Source organism: Agrococcus terreus (assembly GCF_014645235.1).
In the GTDB taxonomy this organism is placed as follows: domain Bacteria; phylum Actinomycetota; class Actinomycetes; order Actinomycetales; family Microbacteriaceae; genus Agrococcus; species Agrococcus terreus.
In genome coordinates, this window is the sequence record NZ_BMLM01000001.1 from 1,804,076 (window position 1) to 1,819,928 (window position 15,853).

General features: G+C 69.8%; 15 protein-coding genes and 1 tRNA gene. 3 read left to right on the plus strand and 13 right to left on the minus strand.

Going from position 1 to position 15,853, the window contains the following annotated elements; genetic code table 11:
* Positions 1-71: 71 nt before the first annotated feature.
* The 3 genes from IEW90_RS08750 to IEW90_RS08760 are packed head-to-tail and all read right to left on the minus strand — an operon-like array spanning position 72 to position 3,590.
* Positions 72-812 (minus strand): cupin domain-containing protein, encoded by a 741-nt coding sequence (locus IEW90_RS08750; protein WP_229679564.1) that lies wholly within the window; start codon positions 810-812, stop codon positions 72-74.
* On the minus strand, positions 809-2,182 hold the full coding sequence (locus tag IEW90_RS08755; RefSeq protein ID WP_188717765.1) for an NAD-dependent succinate-semialdehyde dehydrogenase: 1,374 nt from the start codon (positions 2,180-2,182) through the stop codon (positions 809-811). Before IEW90_RS08755 ends, IEW90_RS08750 begins: the two co-directional genes overlap by 4 nt.
* Positions 2,183-2,198: 16 nt before the next feature.
* Positions 2,199-3,590 (minus strand): CitMHS family transporter, encoded by a 1,392-nt coding sequence (locus IEW90_RS08760; RefSeq protein WP_188717766.1) that lies wholly within the window; start codon positions 3,588-3,590, stop codon positions 2,199-2,201.
* Here IEW90_RS08760 and IEW90_RS08765 point away from each other — a divergent pair.
* Entirely contained in the window at positions 3,550-4,392 is an 843-nt protein-coding gene (locus IEW90_RS08765) for a GntR family transcriptional regulator (protein ID WP_229679565.1), read from the plus strand. The genes IEW90_RS08760 and IEW90_RS08765 overlap by 41 nt on opposite strands.
* Here IEW90_RS08765 and IEW90_RS08770 read toward each other — a convergent pair.
* Entirely contained in the window at positions 4,354-4,695 is a 342-nt protein-coding gene (locus IEW90_RS08770; RefSeq protein WP_188717767.1) for a putative quinol monooxygenase, read from the minus strand. The two genes, IEW90_RS08765 and IEW90_RS08770, sit on opposite strands and share 39 nt — an antisense overlap.
* A 66-nt stretch (positions 4,696-4,761) precedes the next feature.
* Between IEW90_RS08770 and IEW90_RS08775 the strand changes: the two genes are divergently transcribed.
* Positions 4,762-5,826, plus strand: a complete 1,065-nt coding sequence (locus IEW90_RS08775; protein ID WP_188717768.1) for an Ldh family oxidoreductase — start codon at positions 4,762-4,764, stop codon at positions 5,824-5,826.
* A gap of 41 nt (positions 5,827-5,867) precedes the next feature.
* On the opposite strand, the gene IEW90_RS08780 is transcribed toward IEW90_RS08775, so the two are convergent.
* Genes IEW90_RS08780 through IEW90_RS08800 form a run of 5 tightly spaced genes read right to left on the minus strand, consistent with a single transcriptional unit; the run spans position 5,868 to position 11,169 of the window.
* The gene (locus tag IEW90_RS08780; RefSeq protein WP_188717769.1) at positions 5,868-6,962 is read right to left on the minus strand and encodes an isocitrate/isopropylmalate dehydrogenase family protein; all 1,095 of its coding nucleotides are present in this window, start codon (positions 6,960-6,962) and stop codon (positions 5,868-5,870) included.
* Positions 6,959-8,044, minus strand: a complete 1,086-nt coding sequence (locus IEW90_RS08785) for an Ldh family oxidoreductase (RefSeq protein ID WP_188718122.1) — start codon at positions 8,042-8,044, stop codon at positions 6,959-6,961. Before IEW90_RS08785 ends, IEW90_RS08780 begins: the two co-directional genes overlap by 4 nt.
* Positions 8,041-9,654: a tripartite tricarboxylate transporter permease gene (locus IEW90_RS08790; protein ID WP_188717770.1), complete on the minus strand. Its 1,614-nt coding sequence runs from the start codon at positions 9,652-9,654 to the stop codon at positions 8,041-8,043. The genes IEW90_RS08785 and IEW90_RS08790 overlap by 4 nt, the downstream gene beginning before the upstream one ends.
* Before the next feature lie 10 nt (positions 9,655-9,664).
* The gene (locus tag IEW90_RS08795; RefSeq protein ID WP_188717771.1) at positions 9,665-10,156 is read right to left on the minus strand and encodes a tripartite tricarboxylate transporter TctB family protein; all 492 of its coding nucleotides are present in this window, start codon (positions 10,154-10,156) and stop codon (positions 9,665-9,667) included.
* Positions 10,153-11,169, minus strand: coding sequence for a Bug family tripartite tricarboxylate transporter substrate binding protein (locus IEW90_RS08800; RefSeq protein ID WP_188717772.1), 1,017 nt, complete (start codon positions 11,167-11,169; stop codon positions 10,153-10,155). The genes IEW90_RS08795 and IEW90_RS08800 overlap by 4 nt, the downstream gene beginning before the upstream one ends.
* Before the next feature lie 139 nt (positions 11,170-11,308).
* Between IEW90_RS08800 and IEW90_RS08805 the strand changes: the two genes are divergently transcribed.
* Positions 11,309-11,959 carry a GntR family transcriptional regulator gene (locus IEW90_RS08805; RefSeq protein WP_188717773.1) on the plus strand — a complete coding sequence of 217 codons (651 nt, stop codon included), beginning with the start codon at positions 11,309-11,311 and terminating at the stop codon, positions 11,957-11,959.
* Between the two features lie 650 nt (positions 11,960-12,609).
* Here the strand turns inward: IEW90_RS08805 and IEW90_RS08810 are convergent.
* From IEW90_RS08810 to IEW90_RS08820, 4 genes are all read right to left on the minus strand, one after another.
* Entirely contained in the window at positions 12,610-13,809 is a 1,200-nt protein-coding gene (locus tag IEW90_RS08810; RefSeq protein ID WP_188717774.1) for a tyrosine-type recombinase/integrase, read from the minus strand.
* A gap of 28 nt (positions 13,810-13,837) precedes the next feature.
* A complete protein-coding gene (locus tag IEW90_RS13970; protein ID WP_373284743.1) occupies positions 13,838-14,074 on the minus strand; it encodes a helix-turn-helix transcriptional regulator in 237 nt (78 codons plus the stop codon).
* 190 nt (positions 14,075-14,264) lie between these two features.
* Positions 14,265-14,340 (minus strand) — tRNA-Ala (locus IEW90_RS08815).
* A 69-nt stretch (positions 14,341-14,409) separates the two neighbouring features.
* The gene (locus tag IEW90_RS08820) at positions 14,410-15,735 is read right to left on the minus strand and encodes a YibE/F family protein (RefSeq protein WP_229679566.1); all 1,326 of its coding nucleotides are present in this window, start codon (positions 15,733-15,735) and stop codon (positions 14,410-14,412) included.
* Positions 15,736-15,853: the final 118 nt, after the last annotated feature.

Here is a 15,853-nt window from a genome sequence, read left to right on the forward strand (position 1 = left end):
CACGCGCGCGCCGCGTGGACGGGCCCGCACGACGCTGCTCCGTCGATGCGGGCCCGATGCCATCGCGTGGCTCAGAACGCGGTCAGCACGTTCTGCACGTGCTCGACCCGGGGTAGCGACTCCACGTGCGGCCCGATGAGGGCGCGCCACTGCTGGAAATCCTCCGACGAGCGGAAGTCGACGGTGTGGTCCTCGATGTGCTCCCACGAGACGAAGAGGCGGTAGCGCCGGGGCTCCTCGACCGAACGCTCGAGGGTGAGGGTACGGGCGCCGTCCGCGCGCTGGAACAGCGGCGCGGCCTCGCGCACGGCCTGCTCGAAGCCGGCCTCGTGCCCCTCCTTGACGTCGACCTCAGCGATCTCGGTGACACGCGTGCGCTCCCCGGCTTCCGAGCCGGCGCTGCGCTCCGCGTCGATGCGGCCGGTCTCGCCGGTCTCGATCATAGTTCGCGTCGAGTCGACCGAGCCGTAGGTCCACAGGATCCGCATCTCCTCGGTGTCGGAGAGGTTCTCGAAGTGGTGCGGCACGTTCGCGGGCACGAACGTCGTGTCGAAGGTATTCAGCTCGTGCCGCTCGCCGTCGATGTCGACGATCGCGCGGCCGAGGATGACCATGACGGACTCGGCGACGTTGTGCGAGTGGTGGCCGATCTGCGCGCCCGGCGCGAAGATCGTCATGCCGTTCAGGTACGTCGTCGCGCCGCGCTCGGACGTCACGAGCGGCACCGTCTTGGCGCCGGCCCCGCGATCCTTCGACGGCAGGTCGTTCGGGCGGAGGACGTGGCTCGCCTGGGAGGAGATGGTCGTGGTCACAGTGCGGGTCCGATCCAGATGGTCTTCGCGTTCATGAACTCCCGGATGCCGAGGGCTCCGAGCTCGCGTCCGTAGCCGGACGCCTTGATGCCACCGAAGGGCAGTCGCGCGTCGGAGGCGACCATGCCGTTGATGAACACGGCTCCGGCGTCGATGTTGCGCGCGATGTCGCGGGCGGCCGCGACGTCGGCCGTCCAGATGGCCGCGCCGAGGCCGAACTCCGTCTGGTTGGCGAGGCTCACGGCCTCTTCGACGCCGTCGCAGCGGATGACGGCGGCGACGGGGCCGAAGGTCTCCTCGACGAAGGCCGTGTCGTCGGGCGACACCGAGTCGAGCAGCGTCGGCGCGTAGTAGGCGCCGTCGCCGGGAATCGGGGCGCCGCCGAGGACGAGCTCGGCGCCGCCGGCGGCGAGCGTCTCCTCGACCTGGCGGTGCAGGTCGTCGCGCAGGTTGCGACGGGCCATTGGGCCGATGGTCGTGCCCTCGACGAGCGGGTCGCCGACGGTGAGCGCCTGGATGCCTGCAGCGAATCGCGCGACGAACCGGTCCGCCACGGCCTCGTCGACGATGAAGCGCTTCGCATTCACGCAGCTCTGGCCGTTGTTGGTGAAGCGGGCCTTCACCGCGACCGCGGCAGCGGCTTCGACATCGGCGTCGGCGAGCACGATGAACGGGTCCGAGCCTCCGAGCTCGAGCACCTGCTTCTTGAGCGCCTTGCCCGCCTGCGAGGCGACCAGACGACCGACCTCGGTCGAGCCGGTGAGCGTGACCGCGGCGATTCGGTCGTCCTCGATGAGCGACTGCACGCGCGACGCCTCAATGAGGAGCGTCGTGAAGAGTCCCGACGGGGCGCCCGCTTCGGTGACGGCCCGCTCGAGCGCGATCGCGCACTGCGGCACGTTGTTGGCGTGCTTCAGGATCGCGCCGTTGCCCGCGGCCAGCGCGGGCGCCAGGAACCGGACGAGCTGCCAGTAGGGGTAGTTCCACGGCATCACGGCGAGCACGACGCCCAGGGGGTCGTAGACGACGCCGGACTCCGCCGCGTTCGAGGCGATCTCCTCGTCGGCGATGTAGGTGCGCGCGTGCTCGGCGTAGTGGTCGAGCGTGACGGCGCACTTCTCGATCTCGGCGCGCGCCTCGGCGAGGGGCTTGCCCATCTCGAGGGTGATGAGGCGTGCGTGCTGCTCGGCATCGCGGCGGAGGATGGCGGCGATCGACCGGAGCAGCGCGCTGCGCTCGTCGTCGTTGGAGCGTCGCCACTCGCGCTGCGCGGCGACGGCGGCGTCGAGCGCGGCGTCGACCGCTTCGGGCGTGTGGGCATCGAACGTGGCGAGGATCTCGCCGTTCGCGGGATTGATCGAAGTGATCACGTTCCGTCCTTCCGGTTCAGAACAGGGGGTATGCGAGGGTGAGTCCCCCGACGATCAGCATCACGACCGCGACGATCGTGCCGCGCCAGATGACCTTCTTGAAGTGCTCGCCGAGGCTGACGTTCGCAAGCCCGATGAGGAGCAGGAACGACGCCACGAGCGGGCTCGACTGGTGGAGCGCCTGGCCGACCAGCGACGCCCGCGCCATCTCGATCGTCGAGATGTCGAAGTGCGTGGCCGTCTCGGCCAGGATCGGCAGGATCCCGAAGTAGAAGGCGTCGTTGGTCATGATGAACGTGAACGGGATGCTCAGCAGTCCGACGATCACGGCCATGACGGGACCGAGGTCGGAAGGGATGACGGTGACGAGCCACTCGGCCATCGCCGACACCATGCCGGTGCCGTTCATCACGCCCGTGAGCACGGTCGCGGCGAAGATCATGCCCACGACGGAGATCACCGAGTCGGCGTGGGCCTTGATCTGCTCGGACTGCTCACGAACCTCCGGGAAGTTGATGACGAGCGCCACGGCGGCCGCGACCATGAAGACCACAACGGGCTCGGTGAAGTCCGCGACCAGCACGGTCATCGTCGCGAGGGTCAGCACCAGGTTGACCCAGATGAGGCGCGGGCGCGCCTTGGGACGCACGGCGAGCATGTTCTGCGTGTCGAGCGGCACGGAGAAGTCGTCGCGGATGGCGACGGAGGAGCCACCGGCCCGCGCTCCGCTCGCGGCGGCGCCCACCGCCACCGGCTCGCGCTCAGCGAGCACGCGCCGGTCGTCGAGCGAGAGCGTGCCGATGCGCTTGCGCTCCGAGATGCCCATGAAGTAGGCGAAGACGCAGACGGTCAGCAGGCCGGCCACGATGGCGGGGATCATCGGCACGAAGATGTCGATCGGCGACAGCTGCAGCGAGGCGGCGGCGCGGGACGTCGATCCTCCCCATGGCACGGTGTTCAGCACGCCGTTGGACATCGCGGCCGTCACGGTCAGCACCACTGGGCTCATGCCGAGCTTCAGGTAGATCGGCAGCAGGGCCGAGGTCACGATGATGAACGTCGTCGAGCCATCGCCGTCGAGCGAGATGACGGATGTCAGCAGCGCGGTGCCGACGACGAGCTTGACCGGGTCGTGCCCGACGAAGCGGAGGATCAGACGGATGAGGGGGTCGAACAGACCCACGTCGATCATCGTGCCGAAGTAGATGATCGCGAAGAACAGGAGCCCAGCGGTCGGCGCGAGGTTGAGCACCGCTTCGACGATCATGTCGCCGATGCCGAGGCCCGCCCCCGCGAAGAGTCCGAAGATCAAGGGGACCAGGATCAGCGTCACGATCGGTGTCGCGCGCTTGGTCATCACGATCGTCATGAACACGGCGATCATGACGAAGCCGAGGACTACGAGCATCGTTGCTCCTCAAGAAGTAGGCGGGAGTGGTGCGCCGACGAACATACCTGTCGGTATACCTGGATGTCAATGCTACCGTCGACCCATGAGCCTGGACACCGCCGTCGCCACGCAGGGCAAGGCCGCTGCCGCGTATGCGCAGCTCAAGCGCGAGATCGAGCACGGCATCCTCGCCCCGGGCGCGACACTGCCGGAGACCGATCTCGTCGCCCGCACAGGGGCGTCCCGCACCCCGGTGCGTGAAGCGATCCGGCGCCTCGCGGCGGAAGGCCTCATCGTGCTCGAGCCACGCCGAGCCCCGATGGTGTCGCGCGTCTCGATCGCTGGCGCTCGAGCGCTGTTCGAATTCCGCCGCCTCATCGAGCCGGCGGCCGCCGCTGCCGTCGCGAGGTCGCTGGTCACCGACCGAGCGGGTCGCGCCAGCGCGTTCCGAGGGCTTCGAGAGCGTCTCGCACAGCTGCACACCTCCCAGCTGTCGGCAGCGTTCGAGACGCAGTTCGGCGAGCTGACGTCCGAGTTCGACGACCTGCTCGTCGCGGCGACCCCGAACGAGCACCTGGCCCGCTCGATCCGCGAGCTGCGTCCGCACACCCGCCGCCTGCGTCTCATCGCGCATGCTGACACCGACCGCCTGCACGACTCGCTCCGCGAGCACATCGAAATGTGCGACGCGCTCGTCGGAGGGGACGAGCAGCGCGCCGCCTCGGCCATCACGCTCCATCTCGTGCACGTGGAGCAGGCGATCTTCCACCGGCTGTGGGACTCAGAGCCCGGGTCGCTCAGCGCGGTCGAGCTCAGCTGAGGGCGACGGGAGCGCCCGCTCGGCCGTGGTGACCACCTGCGAGCCCGGCACCACCGTCGCAGCGACAGCGGCCTTCCACTCGGCGTAGTGCGGAGCGCTGCGGTGCTCTTCGAAGAAGGCCCGCGCGTCTCGGTAGATCTCGTAGAACGCCCATCGACGACCCGACTCGTCGAGCCGAAGGACGTCGAAGAACCAGCACCCCGGCTCGTCGTCCAACGAGGCACGCTGGTTGCGTGCGATGGCGTCCAGGAACGCCGATTCCTGACCCTCGAGCACCTCGAGCTCGACCCAGACCGACAGCATGATGACCTCCTTAGGTATACCTGTTAGTATATCGATGACGCGTCGGCGTCAGATTGCGAGGACGACATGGGAGTCGATACGTCGATCGCCACGGAGCTGATCGAGCTCCGCGGGCTGCTGCAGGGCGCGACGGACATCGCGGAGCGCGCGGGCATGCCGCGACGCGACGCGCAGCTCCTCGCCGACACGCTGCTCCAGGCGGAGCTGTGGGGCCACCGTTCGCACGGCCTCCTCCGCCTCCCCTGGTACATCGCCCGCATCGAGTCCGGGGCGATGCAGGCACGCACCGAGCCCGAGACGCTCCTCGACACCGGCCCCCTCATGCTGATGGACGGCAAACGGGGCGTCGGCCAGGTGCTGGCGCAGCAGGCGACCCAGCAGGCCGTCCACCGCGCGAAGAGCTTCGGGGTCGGCGTGGTCGGCGTCCGCGACTCGAACCACTTCGGCACGGCGATGTACTTCACCCGCCAGGCCGCCGCCGAGGGCTGCGTGTCGATCCTCACCACCAACGCCTCGCCGGCGATGGCGCCGTGGGGTGGTCGCACGAAGGGCATCGGCACCAACCCGTGGTCGATCGCGGCCCCCTACGGCGACCGCGTCGTCGTGCTCGACATCGCGAACACGGCGGTCGCCCGAGGCAAGATCTACCTCGCGCGCGAGCGCGGCGAGCAGATCCCCGACGGCTGGGCGATGACGGCCGACGGTGCCGCGACGACCGACCCGAGCGCCGCGATCGACGGCGTGATCCTGCCGATGGCGGGGCACAAGGGCTACGCCATCTCGTTCATGATGGACGTGCTGTCTGGAGCGCTCACGGGCAGCCACGTCGGCAACCGCGTCGGTGGCCCCTACGAGGCGGGCCGCGTCTCGGGGGCGGGGCACCTCGTGATCGCGATCGACGCGGCGACGATGGACGTCGACGGCACCTATGCCGGTCTGATCGAGGAGCTCGTCGCGCAGGTCCACGGCACTCCCCTGGCGGTCGGCTCCGACGAGGTCGTCTACCCGGGCGAGCTGGAGGACCGCGCCGAGGCGGCGGCGCGCGCCGCCGGCGGCATCGCGCTGCCGGACAAGACCATCAAGGACCTGCACGACCTCGCCGCGAGCTACGGCGTCTCGCTCGGGTTCTGACCCGACCGCCCCGATGCCCCCGGCCACCCAGGGCGGGGGCATCAGGCTTCGCCGCCACGCGACGGAGGCGGCCCCTCGAGGCGTGCCAGGACCGCGTCGGTGAACGCGTCCGTGCCGAGGGCCCCTCCGATGTCGCCGGTGCGGGTCGACGGATCGGCGATCGCCGCGTCGATGGCGGTCTCGATGGCGCGCGCAGCCTCGGTCAGGTCTGGCCGCTCACCGCGCCGGCCGAGCCACTCGAGGAGCATCGCCGCCGAGAGGATCAACGACGTCGGATTGGCGATGCCTCGCCCAGCGATGTCCGGCGCGGACCCATGCTGGGCCTGCGCCGCAGCGATGCCGTCGCCCGTGTTGAGCGACCCGCCGAGGCCGAGGCTCCCGGAGAGCTCCGAAGCCTCGTCCGAGAGGATGTCGCCGAACATGTTGGTCGTCACGATCACGTCGAAGTCGTCGGGCCGCTTCACGAGGGCAGCGGCGGCAGCGTCGACGATGAGCTCGCTCAGCCGCACGTCCGGATACTCCTCCGCGACCTTCCGGACCTCACGGAGGAACAGCCCGTCCGAGAGCTTCACCACGTTCGCCTTGTGCACCGCGGTGACATGCTGACGGCGGTCACGGGCGAGCTCGAACGCCGCTCGGGCGACGCGGTTCGAGGCGGCAGCGGTGATCTTCCGAATGCTGAAGGCGCTGTCCGCGTCCGGCATGAACTCGCCTGAGCCGGCATGCATGTTGCGGTCGGAGTAGAAGCCCTCGGTGTTCTCGCGCACGATGACGAGATCCATCGGTCGCCGGAGGATCGACAGCTCCCCCCGAGACCGGCACGGTCGGATGTTCGCGTACAGGCCGAACCTGGTGCGCAGCTCCCCTGACGGGTTGATGCCGCCCTCGGCTCGCGGCGGGTATTCGTAGTGCGAGACCGGGCCGAGCAGCACCCCGTCGACCGCCAGCACGCGCTCGAGCACCGCATCGGGCAGGGTCGTGCCCTGCGCCGCGAGGCTCGCGAGACCGATGTCGGCGTGCTCGAACGAGAGACCGAGATCGAAGGCCCGGTCGACGTGATCGAGGACTCGAAGCGTGGCATCGGTGATCTCGGGCCCGATGCCGTCGCCCGGCAGCACGAGGATGGTCGTGGTCATGGTGTGGCTCCTGACACGGATGCGACGATGCTCCAGCCGGCAGGCAGCGCGACACCGAGGTCGTCCGCCAGCGTGCCGAGCTCCGCGATGGTCTGCTCGGGCAGCTCCACGCCGCCCGCGGCACGAGCGGCCGCTTCGGCGAGGTCCTCGAGCTCCCCGGGGTGGTGGATCCTGTCGTGGCCGACTGCGAGGGGCGTCTCCCTGACCTCGCGCACCATGGCGTCGACGCGCGAGTCGTAGTCCTCGACCGGACCCAGCGCCGCGACGTCGATCGCGATCATCAGGTGGCCGGCGCCGCTGCTGCCGTCGGGCATATACGGGCCGATGACGCCCGTGCCGACGGCGCTCCCCGTCAGGGCGCCCGAGAGCAGGTCCATCATGAAGCTGATCGCGTAGCCCTTGTGGCCGGCCATCGGCATGATGGTGCCTGCGATCCCGGCGACCGCATCGGTCGTCGGCGCACCTTCGCTGTCGAGCGCCCAGTGCGACGGGATCGGCTCGCCACGCTGCTTCGCGAGGTACAGCTTGCCTCGCGCGACCGCCGTGTTGGCGATGTCGAGGGCGACCACCGAGTCGCGCCAGGGGCCGGCGATGGACCAGGGATTCGTCCCGACCCGCTTCTCCTTGCCGCCCCATGGCGCCATGGCGGGAGACGCATTGGTGGTGAGGAGCGCGACGCAGCCCTCGCGTGCCGCACGGCGCGTGAAGTACATCGCGGTGCCGAAGTGGTTGGAGTTGCGCACGCCGACCGCTCCGATCCCGTGCACGCGCGCACGTTCGACCGCGAGGTCGCGAGCGCGCTCGGCCATCACCTGCCCGAGACCGTCCTGCCCGTCGAGCAGCACGAGCGCGCCCGTGTCGATGAGGACCTCGCCGGCGGCGGTCGCCTTGGTCGCACCGCTCCTCAGGCGTGCGACGTACCACGGCAGACGCAGCAGCCCGTGCGAGTGGTGCCCCCACAGCTCAGCCTGGACGAGGCTGTCGGCGACGAGCGTCGCCGAGGCCCCAGGGACGCCGACCGCCCGAAGGATGTCGGAGGCGAGCCGGAGCAGCGCATCCGGCTCGAAGCGGCGCGCGCTCACCGCTCGCGCCGCTCGTCGGCGCGGTCGTCCCGGTCGGCCTGGTCGCGCTCGTCGTCGTGAACCGCAGGGATCATCGCGGTCGCGAACCCGCGATCGATGTCGTCGGCGCCCACAGCCTCGGCCGTGCGCCGCTCCCATCGCTTGAGGAAGCGAGGGACGATCGCGACGAGGATGACGAGCACGTAGCAGACGATCGAGAAGGGAGATGCGACGAGCGCCGACGCGTCGCCGTCCGAGATCGCGAGCGCGCGGCGGAGCTGCTGCTCCGCGATGGGACCGAGGATCACCCCGATGATGAGGGGCGCGATCGGGAAGCCGTACTGGCGCATGAAGTACCCGAGGATGCCGATGACGAGGAGCGTGAACACGTCGAAGATCGAGCCGCTCACGGCGTAAGCGCCGAGCAGTGCGAACGTGACGATGCTCGCGTACAGGTACGGCGTCGGGATCTTCAGCACCTTGGCCCAGACCCCGGCGAGCGGCAGGTTGAGCACGAGCAGCATGAAGTTGCCGATGAGGAGCGCTGCGATGAGCCCCCAGACGAGGTCCGGCTCAGTGCTGAGCAGGCGCGGTCCCGGCTGGATGCCGTACTGCTGGAAGGCGATGAGGATGACGCCGGCGGTCGCCGACGTGGGAACGCCGAGCGCGAGCAGCGGCATCAGTGCACCGGCGGCGTTCGCGTTGTTGGCCGCCTCCGGCCCGGCGACGCCCTCGATCGCGCCCTTGCCGAACTCGTCCTTCCGCTTCGACAGCCGGCGTTCGGCCGCATAGGACAGGAAGGTCGGCACCTCCGAGCCCCCGACCGGCACGGCGCCGAGGGGCCAGCCGATCGCGGTCCCGCGCAGCCACGCAGGCCACGAGCGTCGCCAGTCGTCGCGAGTCATCCAGAACTGCCCCTTGGGGAGGTCCATGACCTGGAGCTTGCCCTTGCGCATGCGGGCGGCGAGGTAGATCGCCTCACCCATGGCGAAGAGGGCGACGATGACCACGACGCTGTCGATGCCGTCGAGCAGGCGGGGCACGCCGAAGGTGTACCGCGCGACTCCGCTCTGCGAATCGAACCCGATGAGCCCGATGACGAGGCCCACCGCGACGGCGGCGAAGCCACGTGCCGCGGAAGCGCCGAGCAGCGCACCGACGGTCATGAAAGCGACGACGATGAGTGCCAGGTAGTCAGCGGGGCCGAGCAGGATCGCCACGCGGACGACATAGGGCGCGACGAAGGCGAGCAGGACGGTGGCGATCGTGCCGGCGATGAAGGAGCCGATGGCTGCGGTCGCGAGCGCTGACGCCGCTCGACCGGAGCGTGCCATCTTGTTGCCGTCGATCGCGGTCATCATCGAGCCGGACTCGCCGGGCGTGTTGAGCAGGATCGACGTGGTCGACCCGCCGTACATCGCGCCGTAGTAGATGCCGGCGAAGAGGATGAGGGCCGCTTCCGGAGCGACCGTGTAGGTGAGCGGCAGCAGGAGCGCGATGGTGAGCGCGGGTCCGATGCCGGGCAGCACTCCGACGAAGGTGCCGGCGACGACGCCGACGAACGCCCAGAGCAGGTTGATGGGGGTCAGCGCGAGGGCGAAGCCGTCGATGAGCCCCTGGATGCCTTCCATGGCGTCCCTTTCAGAGGATCCCCGCGAAGACGCCCTCGGGCAGGTAGATGCCCAGCGTCTTGGCGAAGAAGAGGTAGACGAGCACCGGCAGCACGATCGAGACGAGCGCCATCGCCCACCACCGTCGTGCGCCGAACGCGAGGAGGAGGCCGAAGAACGCGAGCGGCGCCGCGATCAGGTAGCCGAGGGGGTCGAGCAGGACCGCGAATCCGATCACGGACGCCAGGAGGATCGCGACCCGCACGGCGTTGAAGCGCTGCGTCGGGTCGGTCAGCTCCGACTCCTCCGGCGCGACGGAGTGACCTCGGAACAGCTCGATGATCGTCCATCCCGCGGCCAGGATCAGGAGGCCGCCGGCGAAGTGGGGCATGAACCGAGGCCCGACGTTGCTCGACGCGAGCGGAATCGGGATGAGGGCGGCCTCGATGACGACGAAGATGCCGAGGGCGAGGAGGAGCCCGCTGAACGCGAGCTCCCCCTTGCTGTGCGCGGTCAGCTTCACACCAGACCCAGGTCCTCGAGCAGCTGACGGGTGGACTCCGTCTGCTCCTGCAGCTCGGCGGCGAACTCCTCGCTGTCGAGGTACTCGTCGGACCATCCGTTGGTCGTGCGGATCTCGTTCCAGGCGTCCGACTCCACGAGCGTCGCGAAGCCCTCCTCGAGCGTCGCGAGGTCCTCGTCCGAGATGCCCGGGGGCGCGAAGATGCCTCGCCAGTTCACCAGGGCCGAGTCGGGGTACCCGGCGTCGGCGATGCTCGGCAGGTCCGGCGCCACTTCGAGGGGCTCGTCCGAAGCGGTGGCGAGGACGCGCAGCTCGCCGGTCTCGATCGAGTCGGCGAACTCGCCGTACCCGGAGATGCCGGCAGCGACCTGGTTGCCGAGCAGGGCGATGAGTGCCTCGCCGCCGCCGTCGAACGTGACGAAGTTCACATCGGTCGCCTCGAGGCCCGCATCCTGGGCGAGCAGCCCGCCCCACATGTGGTCGTAGCCGCCCTGGTTGCCGATGGCGATCGGATTGTCGCCGGGCGACTCCGCGAGCGCGTCGAGGAAGTCCTGCAGCGTCTCGTAGGGGCTCGCGTCGGGGACCACGATGACGTCGTACTCGCCGATGAGGCGGGCCACCGGCGTGAGCTCCGTGAGGTCGTTCGGTGCGTCGTTCGTGATGCTCGCGCCGACGAGCGACAGGCCACCGATCATGAGGTCGTCCGGCGAGCTCATCCCGACGAACTCCGCGAGCGCGACCGTCCCGCCGGCACCTTCGGTGTTCGTGACCTGCACCCGCTGGGCGAGGCGCTCTGAGGTGAGCACCTGCTCGATCGCTCGCGCGGTCTGGTCGTACCCGCTGCCGGCACCCGAGGGTGCGTCGATCGAGAGCGCGCCGAGGACGGGCCCTTCCTCGGGTGCGCCGGAGCTGCCGGTCCCGCCCGCAGAGCAGCCCGTTGCGAGCAGTCCGACGGCGACGAGTGTGCCGACCGCCACGGCCGTGCCGCGTCGCTTGCGAATGTTCATCTTCATCGATCTCCATCCAGGAGCACAGGGCGTGTCGCGTCCTTGCGACTGCCGCGCCCGAGGGTGCTCGGCGCCAACATAGCGAACTGTGCACGTGTATACAAGTGCACTAGCGAACAAGTATGCGTAGTGCCACACTTGCCGCATGCGCGGGTCAGGAAGCCAGTTCGCCTACGACGAAGTACGGCGGCAGATCGTCACCCTCGAGCTGCGCCCGGGCGCGAGGCTCTTCGAAGAGGCGCTCGCCGCCTCGCTCGGAGTCAGCCGGACCCCTCTGCGAGAGGCGCTTCGCCAGCTCGAGTCCGAGCGTCTGCTCGAACGCCTGCCTGCCGGCGGCCTGTCCGTGCCGGTGCTCGACGCGCGCGAGATCTCAGAGCTGTACGACTGCCGCGCCGCTCTCGAGGGTCTGATGGCAGGCGAGGCGGCGCGCGTGGCGACCACCCCCGACATCGACGACCTGCAGCGACTCGTCGCGAGGAACGAAGCGCTCGTGCACCTGCCCGAGGACGCGATGCTGTCCGGCAAGGCGATCCACAGCGCGATCTCCCGGATCGCGGACAACGCCTGGTCTCTGCGGCTCCACGAGCAGGTCGCGGGTCAGATGGAGCGCTACCGCCGCTACACCAATCAGAGCGCCGACCGCAGAGATCGCGCGCTCGAGGAGCACCGCGGCATCGTCGCTGCGATCGCGACTGCCGATCCTTCTCGTGCGGCACTGCTCGCACACGAGCACGTCACGGCTGCCCGCGACGAAGTGCTTCGGGTCATAGACAGCGTCGGCCTCTCCGTGAGTTGATGCGGGCGAGCGGCGATCGCGGACCACTGACAGCGGCTATGAGCGAGCTGCGCCGCCTCGACCTAGGGATCAGGTCTAGCTGCGGGTCGCCTCATCCGCGGCATCGCGTCACACCGACGCTATGCGTGAGTGAACGGCGCCTGCGACAGACTCCTGCGTACTCGCGCCGACAGCCCATCTGAAGCGTCGGGTGGACGACCCGGGACGTGCCGGGACGCCGACGCGGAGTCGTGCCGCCCGATCGTTCTTGGACGCGTTCCTGGACACTCACGACAACGACGAAGGCCACCTGCTCTCGCAGGTGGCCTTGCGCTTTGCGGATCTTCCGCGCGCCCGGAGGGACTCGAACCCCCAACCTTCTGATCCGGGCTCAGAGCGCGGCTTACGCAATGTCCTGTTCGCGGTCCTAGATCGATTCGAACAGCCGGGCCATCGCTTCGGCGGCCCCCGAACGATGTCAGCCACGAGATTCCAGACGGCGAACGCGCCAAGGAGCCGCTCTATCGAGCGAGCTGATGGACTGGACTCTTCCTGAGCCAACTCGCAAGCGTGCGACGAGGCACGCCAATGGTTCACGCCAGCAACGGCCCCCAAGCCCGGCGCATAGAAACGGCACGATCTCGTCGATGGTCAGAGCGGCCCTGCTTGCCTCACGCACGACCTTCGTTTTGAGCCGGCAGGATGGTGTCGTTCAGAGAGCCAACCGGCTCGCCGAATAGCGAGTCGATGAGCGCCGCAGATGCTTCCCCAACCACCGGCGCGGGCGTCACGTAGTGGCGCTCTGTCGTCAGCACGGAAGCGTGACCGAGTTGTTCCGTCGCGCGGAAGACGCCGGCTTCGTTCGCGATGAGTGTGGCCAGGGTGCGCCGGAGCAACTGCGCAGTCACCTGTCCATGCCGGATACCGGCTCGCTCCAGCGGCTCGCTCCACTCGTCGCGGAAGTTGCGCAGTATTCGGCGTACGTTGCCGGGCCGGCTCCACCCACCGCGTCGATTCGGGAACACCGGAGAACGACTCGCGCTGTCATCGACGTACGGCCTGAGCGCCGTCACCGCAAGCAATGGCAACACGATCGTGCGCTGCTGGCGCGCGTGCTTGGGGTGCGGCTGCCAAACCGGCTCGCCCTTCTCGCCGTCCGTCAGCGTCGCCGTGAGGTGGAGCGTTGGCGTGGAGTTGTCGAGGCGCAGGTCGCAGTGGCGGAGTGCAAGCAGCTCTCCGATCCGGAGACCGACGGCGAGCAATACGTCGAGCATGTCCGCGACCCGTGGATCGGGTTTGGGACCGGGCTTGTCGCGCTCGCTGAGCCATTCGCGGTACGCCCCACTCAGGATCGCCGCCTGTTCCGGGGCCAGCGTGTAGATCTCCGGCTTCGGGAGTCTAGGAGCCGCGAACGCCGCAAGCGGATTCGTCTTCCGCGCGTCAATCCGGACGGCATCGGCGATCATCGCCTTCAGGGTCCTATGCACTCGTCGGGCCAGCGGCGCGTCGCGCTTCGCGAGCGTGCGAATGATGGTCTCGCACCGGGCGATCGTCAGTTCGCTCAGTCGCAGATGACCGAAGTGCTCGACGACGTGCTTCGCATCGGTGGTGTAGTTCTCAAGCGTGCCGGCAGCGAGGGGGCCGAGCGAGCGCTTGCGGTCGAGCCACCAGAGCGCCAGTTCGTCGACGGTGGAGTGGTCGGAGACATAGGCGTCTTCCCGCGTGAGGAATGCCGTCCGAGCGCGCAGCGCCGCCTCTGCTGACTCCGGGGTATCCCCGATCGCGCTCGGCCGGCGGTCGCGGCCGTCCAGCTCGCGAAAGTGCCCGCGCGCCTGATAGCGACCGTCCGGCAGCGGAGTGATGCTGACCACGCCCCAGGTGCCCGGCTCGAGTCGTGGCCTAGGCACGATTCGCCTCGATCCAGGCGACCACGTCGCCGGCGTAGTACCGCACGTGCCTTCCCAGCCGCACAAAGCGAGGGCCGGTCCCACGCTGCCGGTGGTACTGGAGCGTCTTGACGCTGATGTAGAGGGCAGCAGCTACGTCGCGTTCGCGTAGCAGGACGCCAGGCGAGAGCTGGAGCAGGTCGATCGGCACGAGGAGGACTCCGGTGGGAGCGGATGGGGCGCTGGTCACGCTAACCGCATAGGCGGTGCGCGCCAGGCCGCTCCGGCGAAGTCGAGGAGCTACCGGTAGTGGAAGGGCGTGGCCGGGACGTACCGGGACATCAGCGCGGGACCGCGCGAAACCTGCCGAGAATCCTGACTTCAGGCCGTCGCACGAGCAGGTGCTCTCAGGGAAAAACCCCCGGTCAGACGGGGGTTCTTGGTGGATCTGGGGGGACTCGAACCCCCGACCCCCTGCATGCCATGCAGGTGCGCTACCAGCTGCGCCACAGACCCTTGCTCGTGCTCCTCGGAGCAACCTGAACAGCATACGACAGCTCGCGACCGTTTGTCACATCGAGCGGTTCAGCGGGTCGCGGGCGCCGCTCTCGCGCCCTCGAGCGCCTCCGGACCGGGCACCACGAGCGCCGCGATCGCGGTCGTCGCGGGGATCGCGAGCACGAGGCCGATCGAGCCGACGAGGGTGCGCACGATCTCCTCGACCACCTCGCCGGTGGTCAGCTGGATGCCGAGCGGCGCATCCGTGAGCGAGAGCACCATGAGCAGCGGCAGCGCGGCACCGACGTAGGCGAACGCGATCGTGTACACGGTGGAGGCGATGTGGTCGCGGCCGATGCGCATCGCGCGCGCGAACAGCTCGCGCCGGGTCGCGCCGGGGGCGACGGCCCGCAGCTCCCACACCGCCGACGCCTGCGTGATCGTCACGTCGTTGAGCACGCCCATGCCGGCGAGCACGAGACCGCAGATGAAGAGGTCGGAGAGGTCGACGCCCGTCTGCGACAGCAGCAGCCGCGACTCCTCCCCCGCCGTGCCGAGGATGCGCGCGCCGTCGGTCGCGAGCACCGCGAGCACCGCCGTGAGCGCGAGGCCGATGAGCGTGCCGAGCAGCGCCGTCGTCGTGCGCGCCGTGAGGCCGTGCGCCACGTAGAGGACGACGAACATGATGATCGAGGCGGTCACGAGCGCCACCGGCAGCGCCGGCCGCCCGGAGAGGATCGCCGGCAGGGCGAAGCCCCAGATGGTCGCGAACGCGCCCGCGAGACCGACGATCGCGGCGAGGCCCCGCCAGCGCGCCACGAGCAGCACGACGAGCACGAAGCCGGCCGCGAGCAGCCCGAGCGGCAGCTCGCGCGCGAAGTCGACGAAGACGTAGGTGGATCCGTAGCCGGCCGCCTCGGGCACGTCGAAGACCTGCAGGCGGTCGCCCGCCCCGACCTCCCCGAGCGCCTCGGGCGGCACCACGACCTCCACGAGGCTGCCGTCGTCGAGCCGCGCCGCGGCGAGCCCCGATGCCTCGTCGGCGGGCCCGATCGCGGTCGCCTGCAGCACGGCGGCGCCCTCGCCGAGGAACGGCAGCCGCTCGGGCATCGAGCCCGACTGCGGCCACAGCAGCACGAGCCCGCCGAGCGTGAGCGCGAGCACGGGCGCGAGGATCAGCCAGAGGATGCGGCGGGTGCGAACGCCGGCGCGCGGCGCGGGGCCCTCGTGCAGGTGCGCGTGGCCGCGAGCGCCGCCGAAGCCGTCGTCGGCGTGGCCCGGTCCCTGGAGGTCGTCGTGCCCCGCGTCGTCCCACAGGTCGCCCGCGGATCGCGGCCGCCGCCGCACCGGCGCCTCGAGCGGCTCGTCGCCGTCGCCGCCGCGCCCGTCGAAGTCGTCGCCCGTGCGCGCCACGCCTGCTCCCCCGTCCGTGCCGCGCGCCGTGCGCGGCACCGCGAGGCTATCGACGGTGCCGGGCTCCCCCGCACCGCCCACGCCGGGCGCCGCCGCACGGGTGCCCAGCAGCCCGCTC

Bases quoted from the DNA above. Each gene is read 5' to 3' on its own strand.
- IEW90_RS08765 (WP_229679565.1), top strand. From the start codon at position 3,550: ATGAACACGGCGATCATGACGAAGCCGAGGACTACGAGCATCGTTGCT.
- IEW90_RS08760 (WP_188717766.1), bottom strand. From the start codon at position 3,590: ATGCTCGTAGTCCTCGGCTTCGTCATGATCGCCGTGTTCATGACGATC.
- IEW90_RS08770 (WP_188717767.1), bottom strand. From the start codon at position 4,695: ATGCTGTCGGTCTGGGTCGAGCTCGAGGTGCTCGAGGGTCAGGAATCG.
- IEW90_RS08775 (WP_188717768.1), top strand. From the start codon at position 4,762: ATGGGAGTCGATACGTCGATCGCCACGGAGCTGATCGAGCTCCGCGGG.
- IEW90_RS08780 (WP_188717769.1), bottom strand. From the start codon at position 6,962: ATGACCACGACCATCCTCGTGCTGCCGGGCGACGGCATCGGGCCCGAG.
- IEW90_RS08790 (WP_188717770.1), bottom strand. From the start codon at position 9,654: ATGGAAGGCATCCAGGGGCTCATCGACGGCTTCGCCCTCGCGCTGACC.
- IEW90_RS08800 (WP_188717772.1), bottom strand. From the start codon at position 11,169: ATGAAGATGAACATTCGCAAGCGACGCGGCACGGCCGTGGCGGTCGGC.
- IEW90_RS08805 (WP_188717773.1), top strand. From the start codon at position 11,309: ATGCGCGGGTCAGGAAGCCAGTTCGCCTACGACGAAGTACGGCGGCAG.